This window comes from Bradyrhizobium sp. 62B, assembly GCF_030272265.2.
In the GTDB taxonomy this organism is placed as follows: Bacteria; Pseudomonadota; Alphaproteobacteria; order Rhizobiales; family Xanthobacteraceae; genus Bradyrhizobium.
Window position 1 is genome coordinate 3,583,457 of the sequence record NZ_CP092841.2, and the last position, 23,965, is coordinate 3,607,421.

Below are 23,965 nucleotides of genomic sequence, written 5' to 3' on the forward strand. Positions count from 1 at the left end.
CTGAGCTTCCGTTTTGCTCCAAGCTGGCACGCAACTTGAATGTTGCAGTGCGGCCAGCTTGTCACAGGTGCCTGCTGAGCCAAGTCCCGCAGCAACGAAGCTGATCGGACCGCTGGGGTGGCGAAGCCGGCTCTTGGAGCCAGCCTAGGTCCTCGCGGGTCGCGCAATGTCCGTCGATGCCACCCAGGTGGCCGCAGGAGCTTCGTTACCGACCATGAAAATCGATACGCTCGCAGTCGACTTTACCGACGAGCAGAAACGCTATCTCGAAGGTTTCACGACCGGTCTGCAGATCAGCCGGGTCGGGCGCGGCCTGGGTGGAGGCGGCGGCGGCAAGGCGAATGCCGAGCCTGTTGGCCCCGATGCCGTGCACATCAAGGCGCAGGACAAGGTGATCGCGTCGGGCAAAAAGCTCGCCGACCAGGAGAAGTTCAAGCGCGACGAGCATCCCTTCGATGCCTATCCGCGGCTGCGCCAGCAGGCACTCGACAATGCGCCGCCGAGCCCCGCGGACAATTTCCGCTGGCGCTATTACGGCATCTTCTACGTCGCGCCGACGCAGGACTCCTACATGAGCCGGCTGCGGATTCCGAACGGCATCATGAAGCACTGGCAGCTGTCGGGCCTTGCCGATCTCGCCGACGAGTTGTGCGGCCCCTATAGCCACGTCACGACGCGCGCCAATCTCCAGCTTCGCGAGATCCCGCCGAAGCATGCGATCAGGCTGCTCGAGGGCATCCAGGATCTCGGCCTGTGCTCGCGCGGCTCCGGCGCCGACAACATTCGCAACGTCACTGGGACGCCGACGGCCGGCGTCGATCCTCAGGAAATCATCGACACGCGCCCCTATGCGCGCGAGTGGCACCACCACATCCTCAACGACCGCTCGCTGTACGGCTTGCCGCGCAAGTTCAACGTCGCCTTCGACGGGGCCGGCAGGATCGCCGTGCTGGAGGAGACTAACGACATCGCGTTCACGGCATATGAGGTGAAGGATGGCTTCGGCGTCGAGCCGGGCGTCTGGTTCCGGCTCGGCCTCGGCGGCATCACCGGCCACAAGGATTTTGCGAAATATTCCGGCATCATCGTCAAGCCGGAGCAGGCGACCGCCGTTGCCGACGCCATCGTGCGCGTGTTCATCGACCATGGCGACCGCACCAACCGCAACAAGGCGCGGCTGAAATACGTGCTCGACGCCATGGGCCATGACGGCTTCCTTGGGCTGGTCGAGGAGCGGCTGAAGACGCCGTTCACGCGCGTGCCGGAGGAGGCATTTGCGCCGCGACCGGCCGCCGACCGCATGGCCCATGTCGGCGTGCACAAGCAGAAGCAGGATGGCCTCAACTGGATCGGCGTGTCGCTGACGCTCGGCAAGCTCAGCTGCGACCAGATGCGGGGCCTCGCCAAGATTTCGCACGACCTCGGCGACGGCGAGATACGCCTGACCGTCTGGCAGAACCTGCTGATTTCAGGGGTGCGCGATGAGAACGTCGAACTCGCCATTGCAGCGATCAAGCAGATCGGGCTCGCGGTCGAGGCCTCGCACATCCGCGCCGGCCTGATCGCCTGCACCGGCAATGCCGGCTGCCGCTTCGCTGCCGCCAACACCAAGCGCCATGCCGCCGAGATCGGCGACTGGTGCGAGCCGCGCGTTGCGATGGACAAGCCGCTCAACATCCACGTCACCGGCTGCCACCATTCCTGCGCGCAGCATTACATCAGCGACATCGGTCTGATCGGTGCGCGCGTGCCGGTGAATGAGGACGACACGGTCGAGGGCTATCACCTGTTCACCGGCGGCGGGTTCGGCCCCGACGCCGACGTCGGGCAGGAGGTCTATCACGACCTCAAGGCCGAGGACGCGCCGAAGACGGTCGAAAAACTGCTCAAGGCCTATATCGCCCATCGCTCGTCGCCTGACGAAACCTTCCTCTCCTTTGCGCGCCGCCATGACGGCGAAACGCTGCGCAAGCTTGCTGATGCCGAGGTGTCCTCATGAACCAGATCACGCCTCCGCCCAGGCTCGATATCATTCCCGCCAGCGCACCGTTCTCCGATGCGCAGCGCTCCTGGCTGAACGGCTTCTTTGCCGGGCTGCTGTCGCCTGACGTCGCCGCGCCGCTGTCGGCGGAGCAGGGCGCAGCCGTCATGCAGGGCGCAGCCGGTGACGGCGACGACGGCGAAGCGCCCTGGCACGACCAGACCATGCCGATCGCCGACCGCATGAAGCTTGCGGAAGGGCGCCCCGTCCGCCGCAAGATGATGGCGGCGATGGCGCAGCAGGATTGCGGCCAGTGCGGCTACAATTGCCACGACTATTCGGAAGCGATCGCCAGTCGCAGCGAAGCACGGCTCAATCTCTGCGTCCCCGGCGGCAAGGAAACCGCGCGGATGCTGAAGTCGCTGTACGAGGAGCTCGACAAGGCCCCGGCAGCCAAAGCGGCGGACAAGCCTGACGCTCCGGCGCCGGCCGTGACGGTCACGATCGCAGAACCCGGCCGCTCGCGCGACAACCCTGTGGCCGCGACCTTCCTGTCGCGCCGCTTGCTCAACAAGGGGAAGTCGGAGAAGGAAACCTATCACATCGAGTTCGATCTCTCCGCGAGCAAGCTCGACTACATCGTCGGCGACAGTTTCGGCGTGTTCGCGCGCAACGATGTCGGCCTCGTCGACCAGATCATCGCGCTGCTTGGCGCCTCCCACACCACCAAGGTCAACGGCAAGACGCTGCGCGAGGTCTTGATCGACGACGTCTCGCTGTCGCCGGCACCCGACACGCTGTTCGAGCTGATCTCCTTCATCACCGGCGGCGCGGCGCGCGAGAAGGCGCGTGCGCTGGCACAGGGTGAGGATCCCGATGGCGATGCCGCGACGCTCGACGTGATGGCGGCGCTGCAGAAGTTCTCCGGCACGCGGCCGCATCCGGAGGCCTTCGTCGAGGCGCTGGAGCCGCTGCAGCCGCGGCTCTATTCGATCTCGTCCTCGCACAATGCGACGCCCGGAAAGCTGTCATTGACCGTCGATTCCGTGCGCTACGTCGTCGGCAAGCGCAAGCGACTCGGCGTTGCCTCGACCTTCCTCGGCGAGCGCATCAATGAGGGCGAAGAGCTCAAGGTCTATGTGCAGAAGGCGCACGGCTTCGGCCTGCCGCAGGATCCGAAGACGCCGATCATCATGGTCGGCCCGGGCACCGGCATCGCCCCGTTCCGCGCCTTCCTGCTCGACCGCAAGGCGACCGGCGCGCCCGGCAAGAACTGGCTGTTCTTCGGCCACCAGCGCAGCGATTGCGACTTCTTCTACCAGGAGGAGCTCAATGCGATGAAGACCTCGGGTCTGCTGACGCGCATGTCGCTGGCCTGGTCGCGCGACGGCGAAAAGAAGTTCTACGTTCAGGACCGCATGCGCGAGGTCGGCCGCGAGGTGTGGACCTGGCTCGCCGAAGGCGCGCATCTCTACATCTGCGGCGATGCCAAGCGCATGGCCAAGGACGTCGAGTGTGCGCTTGTCGACATCGTCGCCCAGTTCGGCGCGCGTTCGACCGACGAGGCCGTCAGCTTCGTCGCCGAGCTGAAGAAGACGGGTCGTTTCCAGGCGGATGTCTATTAGGGACGACTTTGTGGGGTGGGTTAGGCGTAGCCCACCTCTTCTGCCACGGCCGATGCAGAAGTGGCGGATGACGCCTTCGGCTGATCCTCCCACCGAAAGCTGTCATCCCGCTGCCATCGATCTCGGTTCCAGTTCGGTCGGATCTTAACGAAAAAGATTCTTGGAACCGGCGCTTGGAAAGAATTTGCACCTGCAAGAGGGCTTTTGGAGAGAACCCTCATCGCTATTTGCTCGGAAGTCTTGCCTGATACCCCGGTTGATCCCTCATAATCCCGCAAATGGGGCGTTGGAGATCGACCATGCGCGAACTATCGGCGGAAGCCAGGTTGCACTTTTACGCGCGCTCGCTCTCGCGGCAGACCAGAGCGAACGCCCATCATCTGGCGCTCTACAGCGCGTTTGCGGTTATCGCGGCCATCGTCCTCGGGTCGTTGTCGGTGCACCCGTTTTAGAATGTCGTTCCGGGGCGGCGAAGCCGAACTCCGAACCTCGAGATCCCAGGTCTGATGCTGCGCATCATCCCGGAATGACCATCATCACGCCCCGCGCTTGAACGGCGCGACCTCGATCCCCGCATCCTTCAACGCCTGACGCAAGGTCCGCGCGATCTCGACGGCGCCATGAGTGTCGCCATGGATGCACACCGTGTCCGTGCGCATCTTGATGACCTTGCCCGTCACCGAGACCACTGCGCCGTCCTGCACCATGCGCACCACGCGCTCGGCAATCGCCTTGGCATCATGCAGCACCGCGCCGGGCTTCTTGCGCGAGACGAGGTTGCCGTCGTCCTCATAGGCGCGGTCGGCGAACACCTCGTGCACCATCGGCAAATTGGCGTCCTCGCCGGCCTTCACCAGCTTGGAATTGGCGAGCACGACGAAGATCAGGCTGGGGTCGACCGCCTTGATCCCCGCGGCGATCGCCTTCGCGGTCATGTCGTCCTCGCAGGCGACGTTGGAGAGCGCGCCATGCGCCTTGACATGCGTGACCTTGTGCCCGGCCGCGGTCGCGATCGCCTGCAGCGCGCCAATCTGGTAGGCGACGAGGTTCTCGATCTCGGAGGCCTTGAGGCCCGCGATCGGATGCCGGCCGAACCCATGCAGGTCGCGATAGCCGGGATGGGCGCCGACCGAGACGCCGCGCGCCTTCGCAAGCTCAACCGTCCGCCGCATGATGTCGGGATCGCCGGCGTGGAAGCCGCAGGCGACGTTGACCGAGCTTGCGAGCTCGATCATCGCGGCGTCGTTGCCCATCTCCCACGCGCCAAAACCTTCGCCGAGGTCGCAATTGAGATCGATCGTCTTCATGGGTGCTCTCCGCCTTCCGGTCTTGATGTTACGCTTAAGGCTCCGCGGTGACCTGCCAGGTGCCGGCATCGATCGCGTTCACCGCATGGCCGGCAACGTTGGCATCGCTGAGCGCCTCGATATTGAGCGCGACGCTGTCGGAGGAGCGCAGGCGATCGGGCAGGGCGCGGATCAATTGCGCGAACTTCTTCGCCTCGTCCTGTGCCTCGGCCATGCTGACGGCCTTGAAACGAAACGCCGTTCCTGCCGAGGTCTGTGCGAGGCGGCCGACATCGGCCGTGATGATGGTTGCGATCTTCGGATAGCCGCCGGAGGTGCCGCGGTCCATCATCAGCGCGATCGGTGCGCCGTTGCCGGGGACCTGGATGCTGCCGTTGACGGTGCCGTCGGAGACGATGTTGTGGCCGTGCAGATGCTTGATGGCGGGGCCTTCGAGCCGGTAGCCCATGCGATCGGAGGTCGCCGATATCTTCCACTCGCTGTCCAGGAACAGCGCCTTGTTGGCGTCGTCGAACTCGTCGTCCTGCGGCCCCAGCAGAACACGGATCGGGCCGCTCACGGGCTTCGGCAATTCGATGCGCATCTCGCCCGCGCCGCTCGCGGCATGGACGCTGAATTCGTCGCCGGCCTGGAGCGGGCGCGGGTAGGGGCTGCCGAGGCCGGCGCGGGCATTCACCGCGAGACTGCCGAACACCAGTTCGCCCGTGATGGCGCCTTCGATCGCCAGATAAGTGAAGGCGCCGCCGCGGGCAAAGCCCAGCGTCAGCGTCTCGCCGTCCTTCAGCGTCACCGAACTGTCCATGGCAACGGGGTTTCCGGCGACATCCGCGTTGCGCGGCGCGCCTGAAATGGCGACGCGCACGGCGCCGTCGCGGGCGGTGAAGGCGGCGCCGAACGGTCCGATCTCGACGGCGGCCGCGAACGGTTCGTTGCCGACGAGCGTGTTCGCCGCAGCCAGCGACAGCCGATCCATCGCGCCGCTGACTGTCAAGCCATAGCGCTGCGCGCCGAAGCGGCCGCCGTCCTGGACGGAGCTTGCCGGGCCGATGCTGGCGACGACGAGCCGGCTCATGCGACCACCTGCTCGGCGACGAGCTCGCCGGCCTCCGCGGCGCGATCCAGCTCCTCGAAGGTCTTGTGGTCGATGGCGAAGAACGTCACGCGATCGCCGGGTTCGGTCAGGAAGGTCGGGTTGCGATGGAGCTGATAGGTTCGCACCGGTGTGCGGCCGAGCAGATGCCAGCCGCTGGGGGCGGCGAGGCACTGGATGCCGGCCTGGACGCCGCCGATCGAGATCGTGCCGGCAGGCGTCAGCAGCCGCGGATTTTGCCGCCGCGACATGTGCAGCGATTTGTCGAGGCCGCTGAGATAGGACCAGCCCGGCGTGAAGCCGATCATGGCCACCTTGTAGTCGCCGCCGGCATGCCGGGCGACGATGTCGTCAGGCGTGGTGCTCAGCGCCTTGGCGACATCCTCGAGGTCGATGCCGTGCTCGCCGCCATAGGCGACGGGAATGCGCCAGCGGCGCGCCTTGGTCGCCGGCGGCGGCGGCTGGATTGCAATTGGCAGCAGCTTCTCGCCGAGCGCATCGAAACCGATCTTGCAGGGGTCGTAATGCACCAGCAGCGAGCGATAGGTCGGCACGGTCTCGGTGATGCCGTCGATGGGGCTTGCAGCCAGCGCCTTGTCCAGCGCCAGCACGCGCTGGTTCGCATCCTCGTCGATGGTGCGGCTGAACTCGACCGTGACGGCGCTGTCGCCACTGGGCAGAAGGCGGGGCGGGGGAAGCGTCGCGGCCATTGGGCTGTCGAAGAGCTGTCGAAATCGGGCTGGAAAGCGCGGGCTCGACCTTGAGTTCCGCGTCACCCCTGCTTCGCGTAAATGCGCCCGCAAGTCCAATAAATTAATGCAGGGGGAGGCGATAAAGCCTTGTTATCGCGTCGCATAAAGGCCCATCGGCCCTGCGTAATTGCTAGCCTCTTGGCCCTTGACGCAAGGGCTGCGGCTCGCAAGATGCAGGCGTTCTTTCCCGCACCTCCGGAGCTCTGCTGTTTCCATGTCGCTGTCCCCCGAAGCCCGCAAGACCCTCGCCGGCATCACCACTGCCACCATCACCACGGTCCTGCTGAAGAAGGGCCTGCGCAATGTGTGGATGCGCGGCGCGCGGCCGCTGCGCCCCGGGCTGCCGCGGCTGGTGGGACCGGCCTTCACGCTGCGCTTCGTACCGGCGCGCGAGGACCTGGCGACGCCGGAATCCTGGTCCTCGCCGATCTCCACCCGCACCGCGATCGAGGCGATGCCCGACGGCTGCATCGCCGTGGTCGACGCCATGGGCATCACCGATGCCGGCATCTTCGGCGACATCCTCTGCGCCCGCATGGTCAAGCGCGGCGTCACTGCGCTCGTCACCGACGGCGTGGTGCGTGACGTCGAGGGCGTGCTCGGCACCAATCTGCCGGTGTGGTGCGACGGCTATGCCGCGCCGCCGTCAGTTGCGGGCCTGACTTTCGTCGGCTGGGGCGAGCCGATCGGCTGCGGCGGCGTTGCCGTGTTTCCCAACGACATCGTGGTCGCCGACCAGGACGGCTGCGTGCTGATCCCGCAGGCAATGCTCGACCACGTGCTCAACGAGGGCGTCGAGCAGGAGCGCATGGAAGCCTGGATCGTCAACGAGGTGAACAACGGCGCGGTGCTGCCGGGCCTCTATCCCATGAACGCCGAGACCAAGGCGCGCTACGCCGCCAGCAAGAAGTAACCGTGAAGCAAGCGAGGTAATCCCATGGAGATCACTGTTGCAGGCACGCGGCCGACCCGCCGCGCGCCCAAGGAAAACTTCACCGGCACCGTATGGCAGGACCCCGTGATCATGGCGCCCGCGCCGGCACGGCTGAACTGCTCGCGCGTTGCGTTCGAGCCGGGCGCCCGCACCAATTGGCACCATCATCCGCTGGGGCAGACGCTCTACGTGATTTCGGGCGTCGGCCGCGTCCAGACCAAGGGCGGTCCGGTCAGGGAGATCCGCCCCGGCGACACCGTCTGGATTCCGCCGGGCGAATTGCACTGGCACGGCGCCTCGCCGACCAACGGCATGTGCCACATTGCCATGCAGGAAGCGCTCGACGGCGTGTACTCGACCTGGCTGGAGCCTGTCACCGACGCGGAGTATGGCGCGGCGCTGGGCTAATTCGGGTGCCCCGGACAAGACGCATCGCCCGAAGGCGATGCGTCGCTGAGCCGGGCCCAGAGATTTTAGTGACCAAGATGCTGGGTCCCGGCTCTGCGCAGCAGCGCCAACGCGCTGAAGCACGTCCGGGACGCAGCGACTACATCCTCTCCGCCGTCCACGTGCCCGTGCACAGCGCGCCGCGCCACGTGCCGGAGCCCGAGGTGCCGCTGAGGCGGCCGAAGCCGACGGCGCGCTTGATGCCCGTGCTCAAGGTGACGTTGATGCTGCCGGCATCGGCCACGCGGCCCGATGCCGTCACCGCCGCGCTCGTCGATGCGATCTGCCCATTGTTGATACCGATCGCGACGGTGGCGCCGTTGCCGCAGGTCTCGCTCGAGGACGAGATCCGCACATTCCAGGCGCCGTCGAAGCTGGTCGATGCCGCATTCGCTTGGCCGCAGAGCAGGGGGACGGCGCAGATCGTGGCGAAGATACCCTTGTAGAGATGTCTCATGACACGCCCCATTGGCTGAACCTGCCGGGCATCGTGTCACGACACGGAAGGGACCGATGTGAGGGGGGTCACGCATGCGGACGGTGCCAGCGCCCGCGTCCGGACGCCGTCTCATCGGCCAGGCAGAGCCTCGAAAGGCTCGTGCACCTCACTGTCTTGCTGTCACGGCACGATTGATCACGCGCGCCAGTGAGATGGCGGAGTCCGTACCGACCGGGGCGGCCTTGCCGACCGTCTTTCGCAGTGCGAAGGCCTCGGACGCAAACAGCCTGTCCGGGTCCTCCGGGGCGTCCTTGATGCCGGTCAGCAGGCGGATCTGCATGCCCTTCAGAAGCTCCGTCACGGCCGGTTTGGCGGTCGCCTTGTCGGCTGCGTCGGCCAGAAGAGCCTCCTGCCAGCCGCGGTGGGCATTCTTCGGCGTCACGCGCTCCACGAGCTTGTCGTAGCTGGTCTGGTAGGCGCCGATGGCGACGAGACGATCGTTCTCGGCAAGTTCCGGCGATGTGATCACCTCGGAGCGCAGAGCCAGCATCTGCTCGTCCGCATGCTCCAACTCACGCTTCATGATGCTGCCTGCAACACCTTGCCAGTGTCGATGAAATCCGAGCTGGGTGAGGGGATTGATCGTATCAGGCCCCTCGGGCAGCAGGCTGGCCGTGAACTCGATGGCCAGGAGGCAATAGTCCAATCCGGAGACACGTTGGCCGTCGAGCAGCAACCTGTCGTCGGTCACCACCAGCCGCTTGGCAACCGCCTCGTCGAGATCCGAGCCGGCAACCAGGAGATAGCCGCTGCGGCCGAGCGCATTGCCGTCGGCATACGAGAACAAGGGCGTGACGATGTTGAGCGCGAACAGGCCGGCGACTCGGTCGTAGATCTTTTCAGCCACGCGCAACCCCTCGGAAACCCCAGGCGCGAGCCCGGTCTGCGTGGTCAGGTCGGCGGCCAATTGCAGGACCTGCTGAGCGACGTCGTGAAAGGGAAGGCGGAACAGGCCGACGAACAGCGACAGATTGTCCTGCTTCATGGGCGCGCGCCTGACGGCGTAGATGTTCTTGAAATCGACATAGCCAGGAGCGGCGCCGGCCGCCTTCAGCTGGGCGGCGATCTCGTCATTGCTCAAGATCGTGGGCCGGCGCTGGCGCCCGTCGCCGAAGCTGAACTCGGTGAGCACGACGCCGAGCGGAAGGAACGAGCTGAAGAACTTGCCGCCTTCCCGCAAGCCCATTTCGACCATGCGCACCCCGAAGTAACTCGCTTCGGGCACGAAGGTCTGTCCAGCCGTCATTGCATTGCCGCCGCCCGAAGCGACGTAGCCGACATAGGGGCGCCGCAGCTCGCGGCTCGCCCAATGCTCCACGACGTTCTTGAGTGTGGTCCAGACGGTCATGACAATCATCCACTACGAGCGGTTCACAGGCAGCGTGCTGCCCAATCGGTCGACTGCGCCAGCAGGATCGGCGAGAGCCAGATCGGGCTTTCCTCGTCGTAGTTCAGGCTTTCCCACGATGCGCGGCACGCCTTCCGGAACGCGACGCAAACCGACCGCGTCTTGTGGAGTTCGTCATAGAACTCCTTGGCGAACTGCGGCGCGCGTTCGTCCTCGACATTCCATCGAAAGCCCAACGCATAGGGGATTCCGTTCATCACCAATTGCTGAACGCAGCCCTTCGAGATGCCACGGCAGGCCGAGAGGTAGACCAGCGTCGTCGCTGACAGGCCGTCGGAGGCCGCCACCCTATCGAGTTTCAGGCCGATCGCCTGCTCCGGCTGCATCCCGGGAAGGACCAGGGTCGCGGTCTGCTGGCCATCGCTGAAGGCGTGACCGGCATAGTGCAGAATGGTCGGCCGGAATGCGTCGAGCTGCTTCAGCAAATAGGCGGCCGCCTCGCCCGGAGGGGCATCCGACAGGTTGACGACCTTCAAATCGAAGCAGCCCGCGGCGCCCAGCTCTTCCACGTGCTTCAGCTCGATGTCGATATTGCCGAGCTTGTCGAATCTCTTGCCGGCGCAAATCGCGCTGTCGAGTTTCATATCGGGATGCTCGCCGATCTGCGAACGCACGAACATCAGTTTTGCGCCCGGCTTGATCCGCGCTCGCTCGCTGGCCCTTCCACGGACGAACGAGGGAATGCGCCGGACAATCGGCGCATAGAGAAGCACGAATGGTCCGTTTTCCTCCGAAAGATATCGGACGCTCGCCTCGAAGGGCACCGGGTAGAAGCCTGCGTCGCTGATGACAAATCGGAACGACAATCCCACCAGTCCACCCGCGGACTTCTCGATCTGCGAGAACAGATGTTCGCCGATCGCTTTGACGACGAAGCTCTTGAACAGGCGTGTTCCGACGTCGCGCGTCTGGCCGAGCCAATTGTTCGGCGGCATCTCATCGCGCGCATAGGCCAGAGCTGCAGACTTGAGGTCATCGAGATCGCTGATGGTGTTCCAGCGAAGCATCGAGCAGCCGTCCTCACCCGTTCCGAGCCGGCATTCCACCTTGGCGCTGTGGATTTCGATCTCGACCACCCGGAATGCGCCCGGAATGGCGTTCGTCTCGTCGGGGTGACCAGTGAGCATCGCAATGAACGGGCGCAGGATCCGGTGCCGGTGCAGCTGCAGCGCGTCCATCGGCAGGATCAACGCATTGCCGGCGGCTCTGCACTCTTCCTCCAGGTCCGCGCAGGTCCCGAACGAGGGGGCGACCACCAGCACGGAGGTGTGCGGGTCCTGTGCCAAAACCACGGTGTTGAGCAAGTGCTTTGCACCGAGAGTCGTGCGGGTGTCGTAGCCTGCGCTCGGGTCGATCGGCAACCGGGCATCGAGCACGAGCAGTTCGGTCTCGTTCGCGATGAGCCACTCGCTCGTCTGCGCCGGGGTCATCAAGGGCTTGTCGTACAAGTCCTCCGGGGCCACGCCTGCCGCGAGCAGATGTCCCCGCAGGGTTTCGAACATGTTTGGCTCGGCGGTGGCGATCGCAATCTTGGCTGTCATACCGGTGCCTCCTGCGCGCACAATGGCAGTTCGAACTCGAATCCCGTGCCGTCCAGCTCGGCCAGGGTGCCGTCGTGCTGCTCGACGGTCTTGCGTATCGCCTCGACTGCGATGCTGGCCATCTGCCGTGCCCGGTGCTGGCTCTGCTCGATCGGGTCCACAGCCGACGGAGCGACGGTGTCGGCAATCGTCGCGGGCAAGCGCATGGATACCGAGAGGCGATGCGGCTGCCGTTCTGAGATCGTGACGGTCAGCTTGTCGTTCGGCGTGATGCGCAACGACAAGAGGGAGCTGAGGGCGGAGCGAAACGCAAAGCTCAACCGCTTCGTCCAGCCCCTGACCAATAGGGCGCGTCGGATCGCAATCTCGTCGACGAGGTGGATGGCCTCACGATCCTCGACGGGAAGGCCCTCGACCTCGTGATAGAGGACTTCCAGGACGTCGAACTGTTCGGGCGCTTCCTGCGGGGTCTGCTGAACGACAAGACGCTCGGCCAGGCGCTCGAAGGTCAGATCGGCCCGAAGCAAATGGTTGGCCGCCTGCTCGAGCAGACCGGAGCAGTTTCTCATGAGGTCCGGCTTGCCGAGGAGCGAGGCGGCGCTGCGCAGCAGGCCATCGGCCATCAACAGCGGAGCGCGGGTCTCGCGCGCGACAGCCGTGACGGTTTCCTCCAGATAGCCCCAGTCGCTCTCCCGGCTTTGGTCGGCGAGGCTGGTGAATAGCCAGAGCTGATGACCATAGTCGTCGTTCAACGGCTCGCGATTGGCGAGAACCGTCAGCTCGGTGCGCGGCGCATCTCCAATCGCCAAATGGACCCGCAGCCGGTGCTGGATGCCGGTTTCCGCCAGTTGGACGGAGTCTTCGTCCCGAGCGCCAAATGACGAGAGCTTCTTGTCACGTGCCTGGCCGAAGATGTTCGCCGCGGCACCATTCATGTGGCAGATCGTGCCGACGGCATCCACGATGACGGCTGCCTGCTCGATCCTGTTCATGAGCGCATACTCGATCGCTTCGTGCCAGCGAGCCGCAAAGATCTGTTCGCAGTCGGCGGCAAGCCCGCTTGCCGCGTCCCGATCAGGTCCGCGGAACGCGTTCAGCTCCGACGATTCCATGTCCAGAATGAGCTCGATCTTGCCGTTCACGAACAGAGGCACCGTCATGGCCGATCGTTGATCGGGGGCGGTCTGGATGAAGCCGTAATTCCGCTCGGTGTCGCTGATATCAGGAACGACAAGAATGTCCCGCGCGGTCAGGCAGCTGCCGAGCATGCCGCTGGACAGCTCCTGAGTGTATTCGGCCTTGCGGTCGGCCGATTTCACCAAAAGGTTTCTGTCGTTCTTGACGTGCTCGGAAACCAGCACGAACCTGCTGCGCAGGCGATCGACCCGGAACACGCCGACATATTCCCAGCCCAGGCATTTCGTGGTGCCGGTAGCCAGCAGTTCGGCGATGGCGCGCGCACTCGGCGCCTTGTTCAAGTCATCCTTGAGCTTGCGCAAGGCGTGCGCCTGAGCATGTTCCATGGCCGCGTTTGCGGCCTGCAAGATCTCCTCGACGCCGAGATTTTGCAGCGTGCGCAGGTCAGCGGCGGTGTATTTGTGCTTGCGGGACAGCAGAGCCAGCGAGCTTCCGAACCGGCCTCCCGCCTTGCGTATCGGCAGCACGAGCATCGACTCGAACTTGTCGTCGATGATGGCCTTGCTCACCGGATTGTCTTTTTCCTCCGGATTGCGGCTCTCGACGAACCCGGCCAGATCATTGTCCCACGTCTTGCCCTGCTCGAGCCACTCGATCACGCCAGGCGGCACCTTGAACCAACGCGTGCTCCACTCCCAGCTGGGTCGTGGAGAGATAGTGACGGCTCGCCAATAATCGTTGAGATCGTTGTAGACCCCGAACGTGCTCATCTCGAATGGGATGACCTTGCCGATGGCCTGAAGCGTCGCCTCGATGATCTCTTGCGGATCATCGTGCCCGGCGAGAATCGTCTTAAGCTCTTGACGCGCGCGATCCTCGGCAAGAGGAGCGAACAGCACCAACAGCCCTGCCGAGCTGTTGGGTGCTTCCATGTAGGGCGTTCCGCTGACCCTTGCCAGAACGGAACGACCGTCTTTTGGACGGAGCCGGACGAAGCTGGAGAAGCCGGTCTGCTTGGTGATCCATTCGGCGAACAGCTTTGTCGTTCCGTCGTCGTCTGGCCCGAAAACGTGAGAGAGCGACATCTCCTTGAGCTCTGATTCCGAGAACCCCAGGACCTGCGCGGCTCGCTCGTTCGCGAACCGGATCTTGCCGGTGAGGTCGGTGCGCAGCACGCCATCCTGCAAGGCATCGAGGCGGCTCTGTTCCGCGCTCTGATCGAGCAGGAGGGCGTAATTGCCCGGCTTGCCGTCTTCGTCGCGCAACGGGCCGATCTCGACTCTAACCTGACGAACCGTTTCGCCGGTCTGGATGTCGGCCCGCAAGCTCGTGTTGTGATTTGCCCGGAGCGCCATGTACACATCGGCCGCACGGGATCCGAACAAGCCGGAGAAGGGAGCGCCGCGTTTGCCGGGAATAAGCTTGTCGAATGCCGCATTGGAATAGACGATGCGACCGTCATTCGCCAGTTCGACGAAGGGAATCTCGCTGTAATGCGCGGCTTCATCAAGCGCGTCATACCGCTCCGACAATACGTTCAGCACGGTGTTTTGCGATTGCAGGATTTTGCCGACGGTGTGAGCGTCGAAGCCGAATTCCGAGACGAGCATTCGCGCTTGCTCGTTGACCAGAGGCTGCAGCGCGGTGGTCAGGCTGGTCTGCCGATTTCGGAGCGCGCCGATGACATGGCGCCTGATGACTTCCTCCGACGTCAATGAGCGAGGGCCCCAGTCACCTGAGACTAGCGATGGCGTCGCACGGAGTTCCTCCATAACAACCTCGCTCGCTTACGCATACCGGCGCCGACAGAGCGTCGAGAAACGGCTCTTTTCGGTCTACTCATCTCGGCGAAACGGTGCCTACTGCGTAGTATGAAAGTCGCAAATAGTCTGGCTATCAATCCAGACTAGAAGCAACGACCGCGTGCGGAGTATGAAATGGTTCACAATGGAGCCCTTGAATCGAGCAAGCGCACGACATCGGGCTCCGGCTCATGGGCGGGAGATCGCGACTGACATCTGACAGTCGCGTCATCCATTGCAGCGAGAATCGAAAGAAGGTCAGCCGAGCTGTGCCATATTGACTTCGGCGCCGCCTAGTTGACCCGTGTCCAGGTCTGGCCGCCGCAGAACATGCCGCCGAAGGCGCAGCCCTGCACGCGCAGGCGATCGGTGCCTTTCATCGCGATCGTCGAATCATAGGTCGAGCCGGAGTTCGGATCGAGGATGCGCCCGGACCACTTCTGGTCCTTGCCGGGCTTCATGTTGATCAGAACCTGCTCGCCGTTCTGGTTCGATTTGCCGTCGACCGAATAGCCGCACAGATTGGTGCCGCATTGCTCGATGCGGACCTTGCCTTCCTTCTCCTCGGTGAGCCAGACGCCGAGCGGTGAATTGAGATCCCGCGTGGGCGCGGCTGCTGGAGCGGGCGGGGCGACGGCAGCGGCCTGAACGGGGGCAGGGGCCGGCGCGGGCGGCGGAGGCGGAGCCGGTGGCGCCGCAGCAACTGCCGGGGCCGGCGGCGGCGCGGCGGGCGCTGCCTGCTGCTCGACTGGCGCAGGTGCCGGAGGAGGCGCGGGCGGCGGCAACACGGCCGTCTCGGCCGGCGCGTTGCTCGCCGTTGCCGCCGCAGGCGGAGCCGGCGGTGGGGCTGCGGCAGCGGGTGCGGGCGCCTGCACGGCGGCGGCGGGCGGTGTGGTGACGGGCGCGGGGGCTGGCGCTTGCGGCTCGACCGTGGCTTGCTGCGGCGGCTGCTGGCCCGGAGACGCCTCGTTCTTCTTGGCCTTCTTGGCCTTGGGCTGGCTGGTGTTGTCGTACACGCCGGGGATTTGCACCGTGCCGCGGTCCGGGTCGATGCGAATGGTGCGCCCGCCATATTCGAAAGTGTACTGCGCCTGCGCGGCGGTGCTCGCCAAAAGGAATGCGGCCGTGGCCAACAGCTTCCTCATTTCCATCTCCTGAACAGGTGGTCCCCGTACCGACGGCTTACGCACCGACGGCATTCCAAAACGTGATCTAGATCACTGTCACGGTATGAGTCGCCGTCCTGCGGTGTCGGGTTCAATAGGCCAGCGGTCGGTCCAAAGTTGGGCCGGGGCAAGCGACAGGAGGACGCGGCCTGAAGCGCCGTTCCACCGCAGTCGGAACGGGATTCCGGCTCCTCGCGTCACCGCGTCTGTCCTGACGCGACCGGTCCTTGAGATCGCTCTAGTCGAACCAGGCGGCGTAAATCTTCCTGTAGCTGCCGTCTTCCATGGAAATGTGCAGCCACTGGTCGACGAAGGCCTTCAGCGCCATGTCGCGCTGCAGCCAATAGGCCTTCTCGGAAAAATCGAAGGGCTTTTCCGGATGCACGGCGCACAGCACGCCCTGATGCTGCTTCTGCTGGTAGCGCGTCTCCGAGGCGTCCGTCATCATGAGATCGGCATTGCCCTTGGCGATCTCGTCGAAGATCACGGTGTTGTCGGGGAAGACGGTGATGTCGGCATCCTTGATGTTGGCGCGTGCGAAGCGCTCGTTGGTGCCGCCGGGATTGACGATGACGCGAGTGCCCTTCTTGTCGATGTCGGCGATGCTCTGGTACTTGCCGACGTCGGCGCAGCGGGCGATCGGCGTTTTGCCCTCGCGCATGGTCGGCGTCGAGAAGAAGCCCTTCTTCTGTCGGTCGAGCGTGACCGAGACGCCGCCCATCGCGATGTCGAACTGGTCGGCCTCGAAATCCTTCATCAGCTTCGGCCAGGCGGTCGGCACGAACTCGACCTTGACCCCGAGCGCCTTGCCGAGCGCCTCCGCCATGTCGACGTCGAAGCCGCTGAATTTCTGCGTCGCCTTGTCCAGATAGGTGAAGGGCTTGTAGTCGCCGGTCATGCCGACGCGCAAGGTGCCGCGCTTGACGATCTCATCCAGGCGCGAGGGCGCCTGCTGCGCATGGGCCGAAAGGGTTGCCAGCAGTGCGACGGCCATAGCCAATGCGATTCGAACGATCATCTCTTCTCCACCCCTGCGCAAGCTGTCATGGTGCAGCTCATTACGGCGTGGATTTAGACCAGATGGGAGCTTCTGGCGAGGCGGAATTGAAAGGAATCTCGACGTGACAATCTCGATGTACGAGGCCTCGGTCGGCCTCTTCGTGCCGTACTTGCGTAACCTGTCGGTTCTGCTCGACAAGGGTGTCGCGTATGCGGAGGCCCGCAAGTTCAACCCGGCGGTCTTGCTCGGCAGGCGCCTTGCGCCGAACATGTACGATTTGGCGCAGCAGGTCGGCGAGGCCTGCCGCCACGCCACTGTCGCGCCGGCCTTGCTGGCAGAGTGCGAGCCGGTGGCGCTGCCGGCACTGGAGCACGACATGGCCGGGCTTCAGGCGCGCATCGCGACCTCGCTCGAGTTCATTGGAAGCCTGCCCCGCGCGGAGATCGAGGCGGCGGCGGAGCGCAATGTCTTCTTCAAACTGAAGAACGGGACCGAGCTGCCCTTTACCGGGCGGACGCTGCTGCTGACGTTCAGCATCCCGCAGTTCTTCTTTCACGTCACGACCGCCTACGACCTGTTGCGGCACGCCGGCGTCGAACTCGTGAAGAAGGATTATCTCGGAAGAAAATAGAGGCTTGGCGTGCACTCTCCCAGCGGGGAGAGGTGCACGGAGAAAGGCGGCAGCGCTAGGCTTCGCCCTTCCGCTCGTAATCGGCAAGTGAGCTGCGGCCAGCGATCTCGCTGCGCAGCAGCTCGAAGCGCCGCTGCGCCTCATCTTCCTGGGTGTCGACGAAATGCACCGCGGCCTCGCTCGTCATGGGGCCGCTGACCACGGGGGCGGATTGTTCGCCGATGGTCTCGTGGACGTAATACTGGCCGTCATGGCCGCGATGGACCGTCCATTTGAGACGGATCGCCACCATCGGGCCGGGTCCCACCTTGCTGTAGCCGTCGGCATCGGTGTGCTCCGGCACCAGCGGCTGCTCCTCGACAACAGGATGTTGTTCGAGAGCCGGCTGCTCGTCGATCACTGCCTGCTCATCGGAAGCCAGATGCCCACGGTCTCCAGCGACCACGATTTCGGTCTCGGTGTGACGGACCACTTCGGTCTCGGTCTGGCGGACCACGAGGACGGGCTCGGGGTTCTCCAAAATGCTGGCGATGGTCGCCAGCGCGTGGTCGGTCGGGTCGATCTCTGACAAGGGTCCATCCTCCAGCTCGACGCGGCCGGCTAGTTTTGTCCCACTGCCGCCGCGGCCTCGCTTATTACGCGCGTTTGATTAAGGCTGAGTTGGGGCTCGATCTGCACCAAAATGGGACGCTTTCTGGCGTTCCGAAGGCGGGCCCTTGCTTCGCCCGGCCGGAGCTCGGCTCAGCCCAGCACGTCCTGATTGATCACGTTCTGCCGGATCGGATCGCCGTCCAGCACACTCAGGATGTTGCGCGCGGTCTGCTCGCTCATGCGCTGGACCGCCTCGACCGTGACGCCCGCGACATGTGGGGCGATGATGACGTTGGGCAGGGCGAACAGCGCGTTGCTAACCGGCGGCGGCTCCACCTCGAAAACGTCGATGCCGGCGCCGGCGAGCTTGCCGGAGACCAGGGCGTCGTAGAGCGCCGCTTCCTTCACGATACCGCCGCGTGCGGTGTTGATGAGATAGGATCTCGGCTTCATCCGGCCGATCCTGTCAGCATCGAACAGGCCGATCGTCTCCGGCGTCTTCGGGCAGTGGATGGTGACGAAATCGGCATGAGGCAGCGCGGCATCGAGGTCGGCGACGGGCTCGCAGCCCGCGGCCTTGATCTCCGCGGCAGGCTTGTAGGGATCGTAGACCTGCACCTTCATTTCCAATGCCAGGCAGCGCTTGGCGGTACGGCTGCCGATGCGGCCGAAGCCGATGACCAGCAGGGTCTTGCCGTAGAGATCGAATGGCAGCATGCCGAGCCGGTCGGCCCATTTGCCGTCCTTGACGCAGGCATGCAGCTCCTGTGCGCGCTTGGCCAGCGTCAGCATCATGAACAGCGCCGCCTCCGCAACCGAGGGCGAGTTTGCGCTGCCCGCGACCATAAGCGGCACCTTGCGGCGGGAGAGGGCGGGCACGTCGACGGCGTCGTAGCCGACACCGATGCGGGTCACCACCTTCATGTCTTTCGACGCTTCGAGCTCGGTCTCGCCGAAGGCGGTGGCGCCGAGGGCGACACCGTGGACCGGCGCATGGCTCTTGAGCAAGGCCTCGAAGTCTTTCGCCGAGATCAGGTTCGGAAACTCGACGAGCTCGATATCGTCGCGCTGGGTGAGGAGGGCGCGTGCCCCTTGCGACAAAGTTTGCGTAACGAAAATTTTCTTCTTGTTGGTCGCCATCGTCCCCTGCCTGCGTGAGTTTCTTGAACCGGCGTCACAACACGACGCCGGTCGCCTCGTTTAGCAGGTGCATATTGTTGAGGTCCATCGCCAAACGCATGGGTGCCCCGTCCTTGGCGCCGGCATTGGGATTGACACGGCCGCAAACCGGCGTGCCCTCGAGCCCGAAATAGACCAGCGTCTCCATTCCCATCGGCTCGGTGACGTCGAGCACGGTGTCGAAGGTCTCGACGCCAGGCTCGAGATGCGCGTGCGCCTCGGTGAGATGCTCGGGCCGGAGGCCGAGCAGCAGCTTCTCGGTGCGCGGCAGCGCGTTATAGCGCGCGGCCCGGGCCGGCGGCAGCGCGAAGGCGATGCGGTCGGTGAGGCGGATCTGCAGCGTGCCGGCGACATCCTCGAGCCGGCACGGGATGAAGTTCATCGCGGGCGAGCCGATGAAGCCGGCGACGAAGCGTGTGGCTGGCTTGTGATAGAGCTCGTTAGGCGTGCCGATCTGCTCGATCCGTCCCTTGTTCATCACGACGACGCGGTCGGCCAGCGTCATCGCCTCGACCTGGTCGTGGGTGACGTAGACCGTGGTGGTGCGCACCTTTTGATGCACTTTCTTGATCTCGATCCGCATCTGCACGCGCAGCTTGGCGTCGAGATTGGACAGCGGCTCGTCGAACAAGAAGACTTTTGGGTTGCGCACGATGGCCCGGCCCATCGCGACGCGCTGGCGCTGGCCGCCGGAGAGCTGCTTCGGCTTGCGGTCGATCAGGTCGGTGATGTCGAGGAGGCGAGCGGCCTCCGTCACCCGCGCCGTGATCTCGGCCTTGGGATAATGCTTCAGGCGCAGCCCGAAGGACATGTTCTCCGCGACCGTCATGTGCGGATAGAGTGCGTAGTTCTGGAACACCATCGCGATGTCGCGGTCCTTCGGCGGCACGTCGTTGACGACGTCGCCGCCGATCATGATGTCGCCGTCGCTGATGTCCTCGAGCCCCGCGATCATGCGCAGCGTCGTCGACTTGCCGCAGCCGGAGGGACCGACCAGCACGATGAACTCATGGTCTGCGATGTCGAGATCGATGCCGCGCACGGCTTCGACGTCGTCGTAACGCTTAACTACCTTCCGCAAAGCAACGTCAGCCATGAGATATCAACCCTTTGTCGCACCGGCGGTCAGGCCGGCAATGTAGTAATCCATCAGGAATGCGTAGATGATTAGCGGCGGCGCCGCGCCGAGCAGCGCCCCGGTCATGATCTGTCCCCAGTTGAACACGTCGCCCTTGATCAGCGTCGTGATGATGCCGACCGGCAGCACGAGTTGGTCCGTGGAGGTCGTGAACACGAGCGGATAGAGGAATTGCGCCCACGACACCGTAAAGGCGAAGATGGTCGCGGCGATCAACCCAGGGAGCGCCACCGGAATGAAGATGCGCGTCAGCGTCTGGAACCAGGACGCGCCGTCGATGATGGCGGCCTCGTCAAGCTCCTTGGGAATCGAGGCGAAGTACCCGATCATGATCCAGGTGCAGAACGGCACCGTCAGAGTCGGATAGATGAAGAGCAGCACGTACCAGCGATTGATGAGCTGGATGCCGGTCCAGTCGCCGAACAGGGCAAACACCTTGAACAACGGTATGAACAACAGGCTGTCCGGAATGAGGTAGGTCAGGAACACTCCGGTCGCGAGCGTAGCCGAACCCCAGAACCGCATCCGCGCCAGCGCAAATGCCGCCGGCACGCTGATCAGCATCGTGATGGTGACGACGAAAATCGAGACCAGCGCGGAATTCCAGAAGAATCGCAGGAATTGGTTCGACGTCAGCAGGCCGACATAGTTCTCAAGAGTCGGGTGGAAAACCCACCATGGATTGGTCGCCGCCGAGATTTCGGCGCTGCTCTTGAGCGAGGTGATCAGCATGTAGATCGGCGGCAGCAGCGAGAAGATCGCAAACAGCGTCAGAAAGAAATACGACCATCGCAGCGCCCATTTGCGGTCGCGGCTCATGCTTCCATATTTGACCGTACGCGTCGGCGCGGCCTTGTCTATCGTGACTGAGCTCATCAGGCTTCATTCCCGCGCTTGTTGACATCCCGCAGGATGAATATCGCTGCGACCGCCAGTATGGGCACCATGAACAGGGAGACGCTGGCGCCAAGCGGAATATCGCTTCCTTCGATGCCGATCCTGAAGGCCCAGGTGGCAAAGATATGGGTGTGGTCGAGAGGGCCACCGGCGGTCAGGATTCGTACGATGTCGAAATTGGCGAAGGTCACGATCAGCGAGAACAGTGTCGTGATCGCGATGATGTTGCGCATCATCGGCAGTGTGACGTACCAGATGCGCTGCCACCAATTGGCGCCGTCGATCGCCGCGGCTTCATAGAGCTGGTCGGGCACCGATTTGAGGGACGCCAGATACATGATCATGAAGAACGGTGCGCCGTACCAGACGTTGACCAGAATGACGGAGAAGCGCGCCCAGGCGGCGTCGCCCGTCCACGGGATCGGTCCGATTCCGAAAAACGACAGCGTATAGTTGAACGCCGAGTAGGAGGGATCGAACAACCACAGCCATGCGAGCGTGCTCATCGCGGGCGGGATCACCCAAGGCACCAGCAGCATGCCGCGCCATTTGCGCTGGCCTTTGGCCGGAATGTTATGGACGAAGTGGGCGACAATGAACCCGATCAGCGCCTTGAACAGAACAGCGGTGATCGCGAAGATGCAAGATTGCTTGACGACCAGCCAGAACGTGTCGCGCTTGAACAGGAACTCGAAGTTGCCAAGCCCGACGAACCTCTGCATCGACTTGTTGAGGGTCGCCAGATGAAGCGAGTAGAACGCAGGATAAAGCACCAGAAGCGTGATGAGGATGATCAGCGGCAGCGTCATCAGGAACGCCGCAGTCGATTTGCGTTTGAGCGCTTTTTGCAGACTGGATCGTTTTCGCGCCGGTTGCGCTACGCCAACCCTGTCCGGCTGCAATGCGACATCCGCCATGATGCATTTCCTTGCGCGGTTTGGTCAGTGAACCCGACTTTTTGGAAGGTTCGAGAGCCGAAGCTGTCGGCTCTCGCCAGTGAGTGAGCCGGAGGCTCCGCCGCAAACAGCCTAAGGCGTCGCGGCGAGCCTTCCGCCTAGCTCCGCTTTCCGGCCTAGCTCCGCATGAAGCCTTCGCACTCGCCTTCGGCCCAGGCGAGCGTTTTTTCCATCGCTTCGCCCTGATGATACCGCAGGCACATCTTGGTGAGTGTGGCCTGCGCATAGATCTGCTGGGCGATCTTCGGCGGCGCGGGAGAGGCTGCGATCGACAGCGTCTGATGCTTGTAGGGATTTGGATAGTGGAAGAGTGTCCCTTTCGGCGGGCCCTCTTCCTGCCAAACCTTCAGCGTGGTCAGCTTCTCATACGCCGGCAAATCGTAACCGCCGCTGGCCGTGACCATCTTTTCGATGGATGCCGGCTTCGACAATGCGATGAGGAGGCTCTTCGCTGCCTCCTTGTTCTTGGAGAAGTTCCATATGCTCCAGAAATACGGCAGGTAGGGTGCAAAGCGCCCCTTCGGCCCAGCCGGGAATCCGTGAGTCCAGCACTGCTCCGCGACCTGCGGCGCGTCGCGTTTGGCGACGGCCCAGGCGCTCGGCGGGTTCATGATCATGGCGCCCCTGCCGGAGACCAGCCATTTGTTGTTGGACGCGTCGTCCCAGGCCGCGACGTCGGGCGGCAGGAAGCCGATCAGCTTCTTGTAGAAGTCGAGTGCTTGGCGAACCGCGTCGGTCTTGACGGTGAGATTGCCCTTGGCGTCGACGAGCTGGGCGCCGAACGAAAGGAAAATCGCGCCCGCGGTATCGACGTTGTCGGTGGTCTCGCCGAGGCCGATGCCGAACGGGAAGCCGGCCTTGTGACAGGCTTCGGCAGCCTTCAGGAATGTTTCCAGCGTCCAGTTGTCGGCCTTTGGTTCAGAACCGGCCGGATACATCTCCTGGACGTCGATTCCCGCGTGCTTCTTCATCAGATCGATGCGAGAGCAGGGACCCTTGATCTGACTGCCGACGCAGGCCGGAACCCCGAGCCATTTGCTCCCGGCAGTGCCCAGATACTTGGCTGTGCCGTTCACCTCGCCGTTCTCAGCGATGATCGGCCCCATGATGTCGGCAACGTCCTCCAATTGGTCGGCATTGGAATGCGCCCACCACGTTGGCATCGCGAAAATATCATGGCCAGACTTTGCCTGCGCTTCGGCGGCAATGGTCAGCAGGTTCTTGTTGCCCTGGCTTGGGATGTAGTCGATCGTAACTTCGACCTTCTCTTTCGCAGCCCATTCATTGACCAGATCGGTCGAGGCCTTGTTGGCGCCTGGCACCCAATGGTCCCAGAAGCCGATCGAGAGTTTGCCGGCGGCGTTGGCGCGCCGGACATAGGGCGCTGTGATCAGCGCCGCGGAGGACATTGCAGTGGCAGCCACAAATTGACGTCGCGTCAGTCTCTTGCGTGACATCTCGTTTCCTCGCCTGGGTGTTTGTTGTTGGAGTTTCCTCTAAAACTTCTTTTCCGAGTTTCTTGCTGTTCGATTTTCTTATTGATGCCGTCGGCCCACATGGCAATTCACGAAGGCCGCAGCAAATTGGTAGCGCGATCAGATCATGATTGATCGCGTCTGTCGAGAAAGCCGAACGGCTCGCGCCTAGAACTAACGTTGTGTCCCGGAAGGTCGGCGTGCTGTGCCGGTCGTGAGCTGCGCGCATGTTTTTGCGACGCACACTTGGCATGAACCGGCCAGGACCGCGCCGTGCGCAATTACGCCGCAGTTTCGAATAAGCCTGCATAAACGCTTCGCGCGAAAGACTTTTCCAGCGTGGACAGCAATTGGCTGCGGCTGGACCGCGAAGCGGCGGAAACGATAGAGTTGCGGCGGGCGGCCCGGC

At 63.8% G+C, this 23,965-nt stretch carries 21 protein-coding genes; 6 read left to right on the plus strand and 15 right to left on the minus strand.

The annotated features are described in order from the left end of the window. The first annotated feature begins 214 nt into the window (after positions 1-214). From ML401_RS16820 to ML401_RS16830, 3 genes are all read left to right on the plus strand, one after another. The gene (locus ML401_RS16820) at positions 215-1,999 is read left to right on the plus strand and encodes a NirA family protein (RefSeq protein WP_259209336.1); all 1,785 of its coding nucleotides are present in this window, start codon (positions 215-217) and stop codon (positions 1,997-1,999) included. Continuing rightward, positions 1,996-3,606: a sulfite reductase subunit alpha gene (locus ML401_RS16825; RefSeq protein WP_285812500.1), complete on the plus strand. Its 1,611-nt coding sequence runs from the start codon at positions 1,996-1,998 to the stop codon at positions 3,604-3,606. Before ML401_RS16820 ends, ML401_RS16825 begins: the two co-directional genes overlap by 4 nt. A gap of 299 nt (positions 3,607-3,905) precedes the next feature. Beyond that, positions 3,906-4,058, plus strand: a complete 153-nt coding sequence (locus ML401_RS16830; RefSeq protein WP_198172553.1) for a hypothetical protein — start codon at positions 3,906-3,908, stop codon at positions 4,056-4,058. Between the two features lie 84 nt (positions 4,059-4,142). Here the strand turns inward: ML401_RS16830 and ML401_RS16835 are convergent, their stop codons facing one another. From ML401_RS16835 to pxpB, 3 genes are read right to left on the minus strand one after another with little or no spacing between them, the layout of a single operon-like run. Next, on the minus strand, positions 4,143-4,913 hold the full coding sequence (locus tag ML401_RS16835) for a LamB/YcsF family protein (protein ID WP_211416992.1): 771 nt from the start codon (positions 4,911-4,913) through the stop codon (positions 4,143-4,145). Between the two features lie 34 nt (positions 4,914-4,947). After that, a complete protein-coding gene (locus ML401_RS16840) occupies positions 4,948-5,985 on the minus strand; it encodes a biotin-dependent carboxyltransferase family protein (RefSeq protein WP_259209393.1) in 1,038 nt (345 codons plus the stop codon). After that, positions 5,982-6,713: a 5-oxoprolinase subunit PxpB gene (gene pxpB / locus ML401_RS16845; protein WP_259209411.1), complete on the minus strand. Its 732-nt coding sequence runs from the start codon at positions 6,711-6,713 to the stop codon at positions 5,982-5,984. The genes ML401_RS16840 and pxpB overlap by 4 nt, the downstream gene beginning before the upstream one ends. A 256-nt stretch (positions 6,714-6,969) precedes the next feature. Here pxpB and ML401_RS16850 point away from each other — a divergent pair, with 256 nt between their 5' ends. Further along, positions 6,970-7,668, plus strand: coding sequence for a ribonuclease activity regulator RraA (locus ML401_RS16850; protein ID WP_008564879.1), 699 nt, complete (start codon positions 6,970-6,972; stop codon positions 7,666-7,668). 24 nt (positions 7,669-7,692) lie between these two features. Further along, a complete protein-coding gene (locus ML401_RS16855; RefSeq protein WP_028144578.1) occupies positions 7,693-8,097 on the plus strand; it encodes a cupin domain-containing protein in 405 nt (134 codons plus the stop codon). 139 nt (positions 8,098-8,236) lie between these two features. Here ML401_RS16855 and ML401_RS16860 read toward each other — a convergent pair whose 3' ends face one another. From ML401_RS16860 to ML401_RS16885, 6 genes are all read right to left on the minus strand, one after another. After that, positions 8,237-8,593, minus strand: a complete 357-nt coding sequence (locus tag ML401_RS16860; protein WP_212068629.1) for a hypothetical protein — start codon at positions 8,591-8,593, stop codon at positions 8,237-8,239. 148 nt (positions 8,594-8,741) lie between these two features. After that, positions 8,742-9,983, minus strand: a complete 1,242-nt coding sequence (locus ML401_RS16865; RefSeq protein ID WP_285812501.1) for a hypothetical protein — start codon at positions 9,981-9,983, stop codon at positions 8,742-8,744. Between the two features lie 23 nt (positions 9,984-10,006). Next, positions 10,007-11,584: a CHAT domain-containing protein gene (locus ML401_RS16870; RefSeq protein ID WP_212068631.1), complete on the minus strand. Its 1,578-nt coding sequence runs from the start codon at positions 11,582-11,584 to the stop codon at positions 10,007-10,009. Next, complete coding sequence (locus ML401_RS16875; protein ID WP_285812502.1) at positions 11,581-14,436, minus strand: PAS domain-containing protein; 2,856 nt, start codon at positions 14,434-14,436, stop codon at positions 11,581-11,583. Before ML401_RS16875 ends, ML401_RS16870 begins: the two co-directional genes overlap by 4 nt. Before the next feature lie 380 nt (positions 14,437-14,816). Next, positions 14,817-15,668 carry a DUF2147 domain-containing protein gene (locus ML401_RS16880; protein ID WP_285812503.1) on the minus strand — a complete coding sequence of 284 codons (852 nt, stop codon included), beginning with the start codon at positions 15,666-15,668 and terminating at the stop codon, positions 14,817-14,819. 259 nt (positions 15,669-15,927) lie between these two features. After that, positions 15,928-16,707, minus strand: coding sequence for a transporter substrate-binding domain-containing protein (locus ML401_RS16885; protein WP_285812504.1), 780 nt, complete (start codon positions 16,705-16,707; stop codon positions 15,928-15,930). A gap of 115 nt (positions 16,708-16,822) precedes the next feature. Between ML401_RS16885 and ML401_RS16890 the strand changes: the two genes are divergently transcribed. Next, the gene (locus ML401_RS16890; RefSeq protein ID WP_285812691.1) at positions 16,823-17,320 is read left to right on the plus strand and encodes a DUF1993 family protein; all 498 of its coding nucleotides are present in this window, start codon (positions 16,823-16,825) and stop codon (positions 17,318-17,320) included. A gap of 55 nt (positions 17,321-17,375) precedes the next feature. Here ML401_RS16890 and ML401_RS16895 read toward each other — a convergent pair whose 3' ends face one another. The 6 genes from ML401_RS16895 to ML401_RS16920 all read right to left on the minus strand — a co-directional run bounded on the left by ML401_RS16895 (position 17,376) and on the right by ML401_RS16920 (position 23,538). Then, complete coding sequence (locus ML401_RS16895) at positions 17,376-17,891, minus strand: hypothetical protein (protein ID WP_285812505.1); 516 nt, start codon at positions 17,889-17,891, stop codon at positions 17,376-17,378. Between the two features lie 170 nt (positions 17,892-18,061). Further along, on the minus strand, positions 18,062-19,051 hold the full coding sequence (locus tag ML401_RS16900) for a hydroxyacid dehydrogenase (RefSeq protein WP_285812506.1): 990 nt from the start codon (positions 19,049-19,051) through the stop codon (positions 18,062-18,064). A 34-nt stretch (positions 19,052-19,085) separates the two neighbouring features. Continuing rightward, entirely contained in the window at positions 19,086-20,186 is a 1,101-nt protein-coding gene (locus ML401_RS16905) for an ABC transporter ATP-binding protein (protein WP_211417004.1), read from the minus strand. A 6-nt stretch (positions 20,187-20,192) separates the two neighbouring features. Further along, positions 20,193-21,104: a carbohydrate ABC transporter permease gene (locus tag ML401_RS16910; protein ID WP_025036339.1), complete on the minus strand. Its 912-nt coding sequence runs from the start codon at positions 21,102-21,104 to the stop codon at positions 20,193-20,195. Further along, positions 21,104-22,042 carry a carbohydrate ABC transporter permease gene (locus ML401_RS16915; RefSeq protein ID WP_211417005.1) on the minus strand — a complete coding sequence of 313 codons (939 nt, stop codon included), beginning with the start codon at positions 22,040-22,042 and terminating at the stop codon, positions 21,104-21,106. The genes ML401_RS16910 and ML401_RS16915 overlap by 1 nt, the downstream gene beginning before the upstream one ends. 155 nt (positions 22,043-22,197) lie before the next feature. Next, a complete protein-coding gene (locus ML401_RS16920) occupies positions 22,198-23,538 on the minus strand; it encodes an ABC transporter substrate-binding protein (protein ID WP_212068636.1) in 1,341 nt (446 codons plus the stop codon). Positions 23,539-23,965 lie beyond the last annotated feature (427 nt).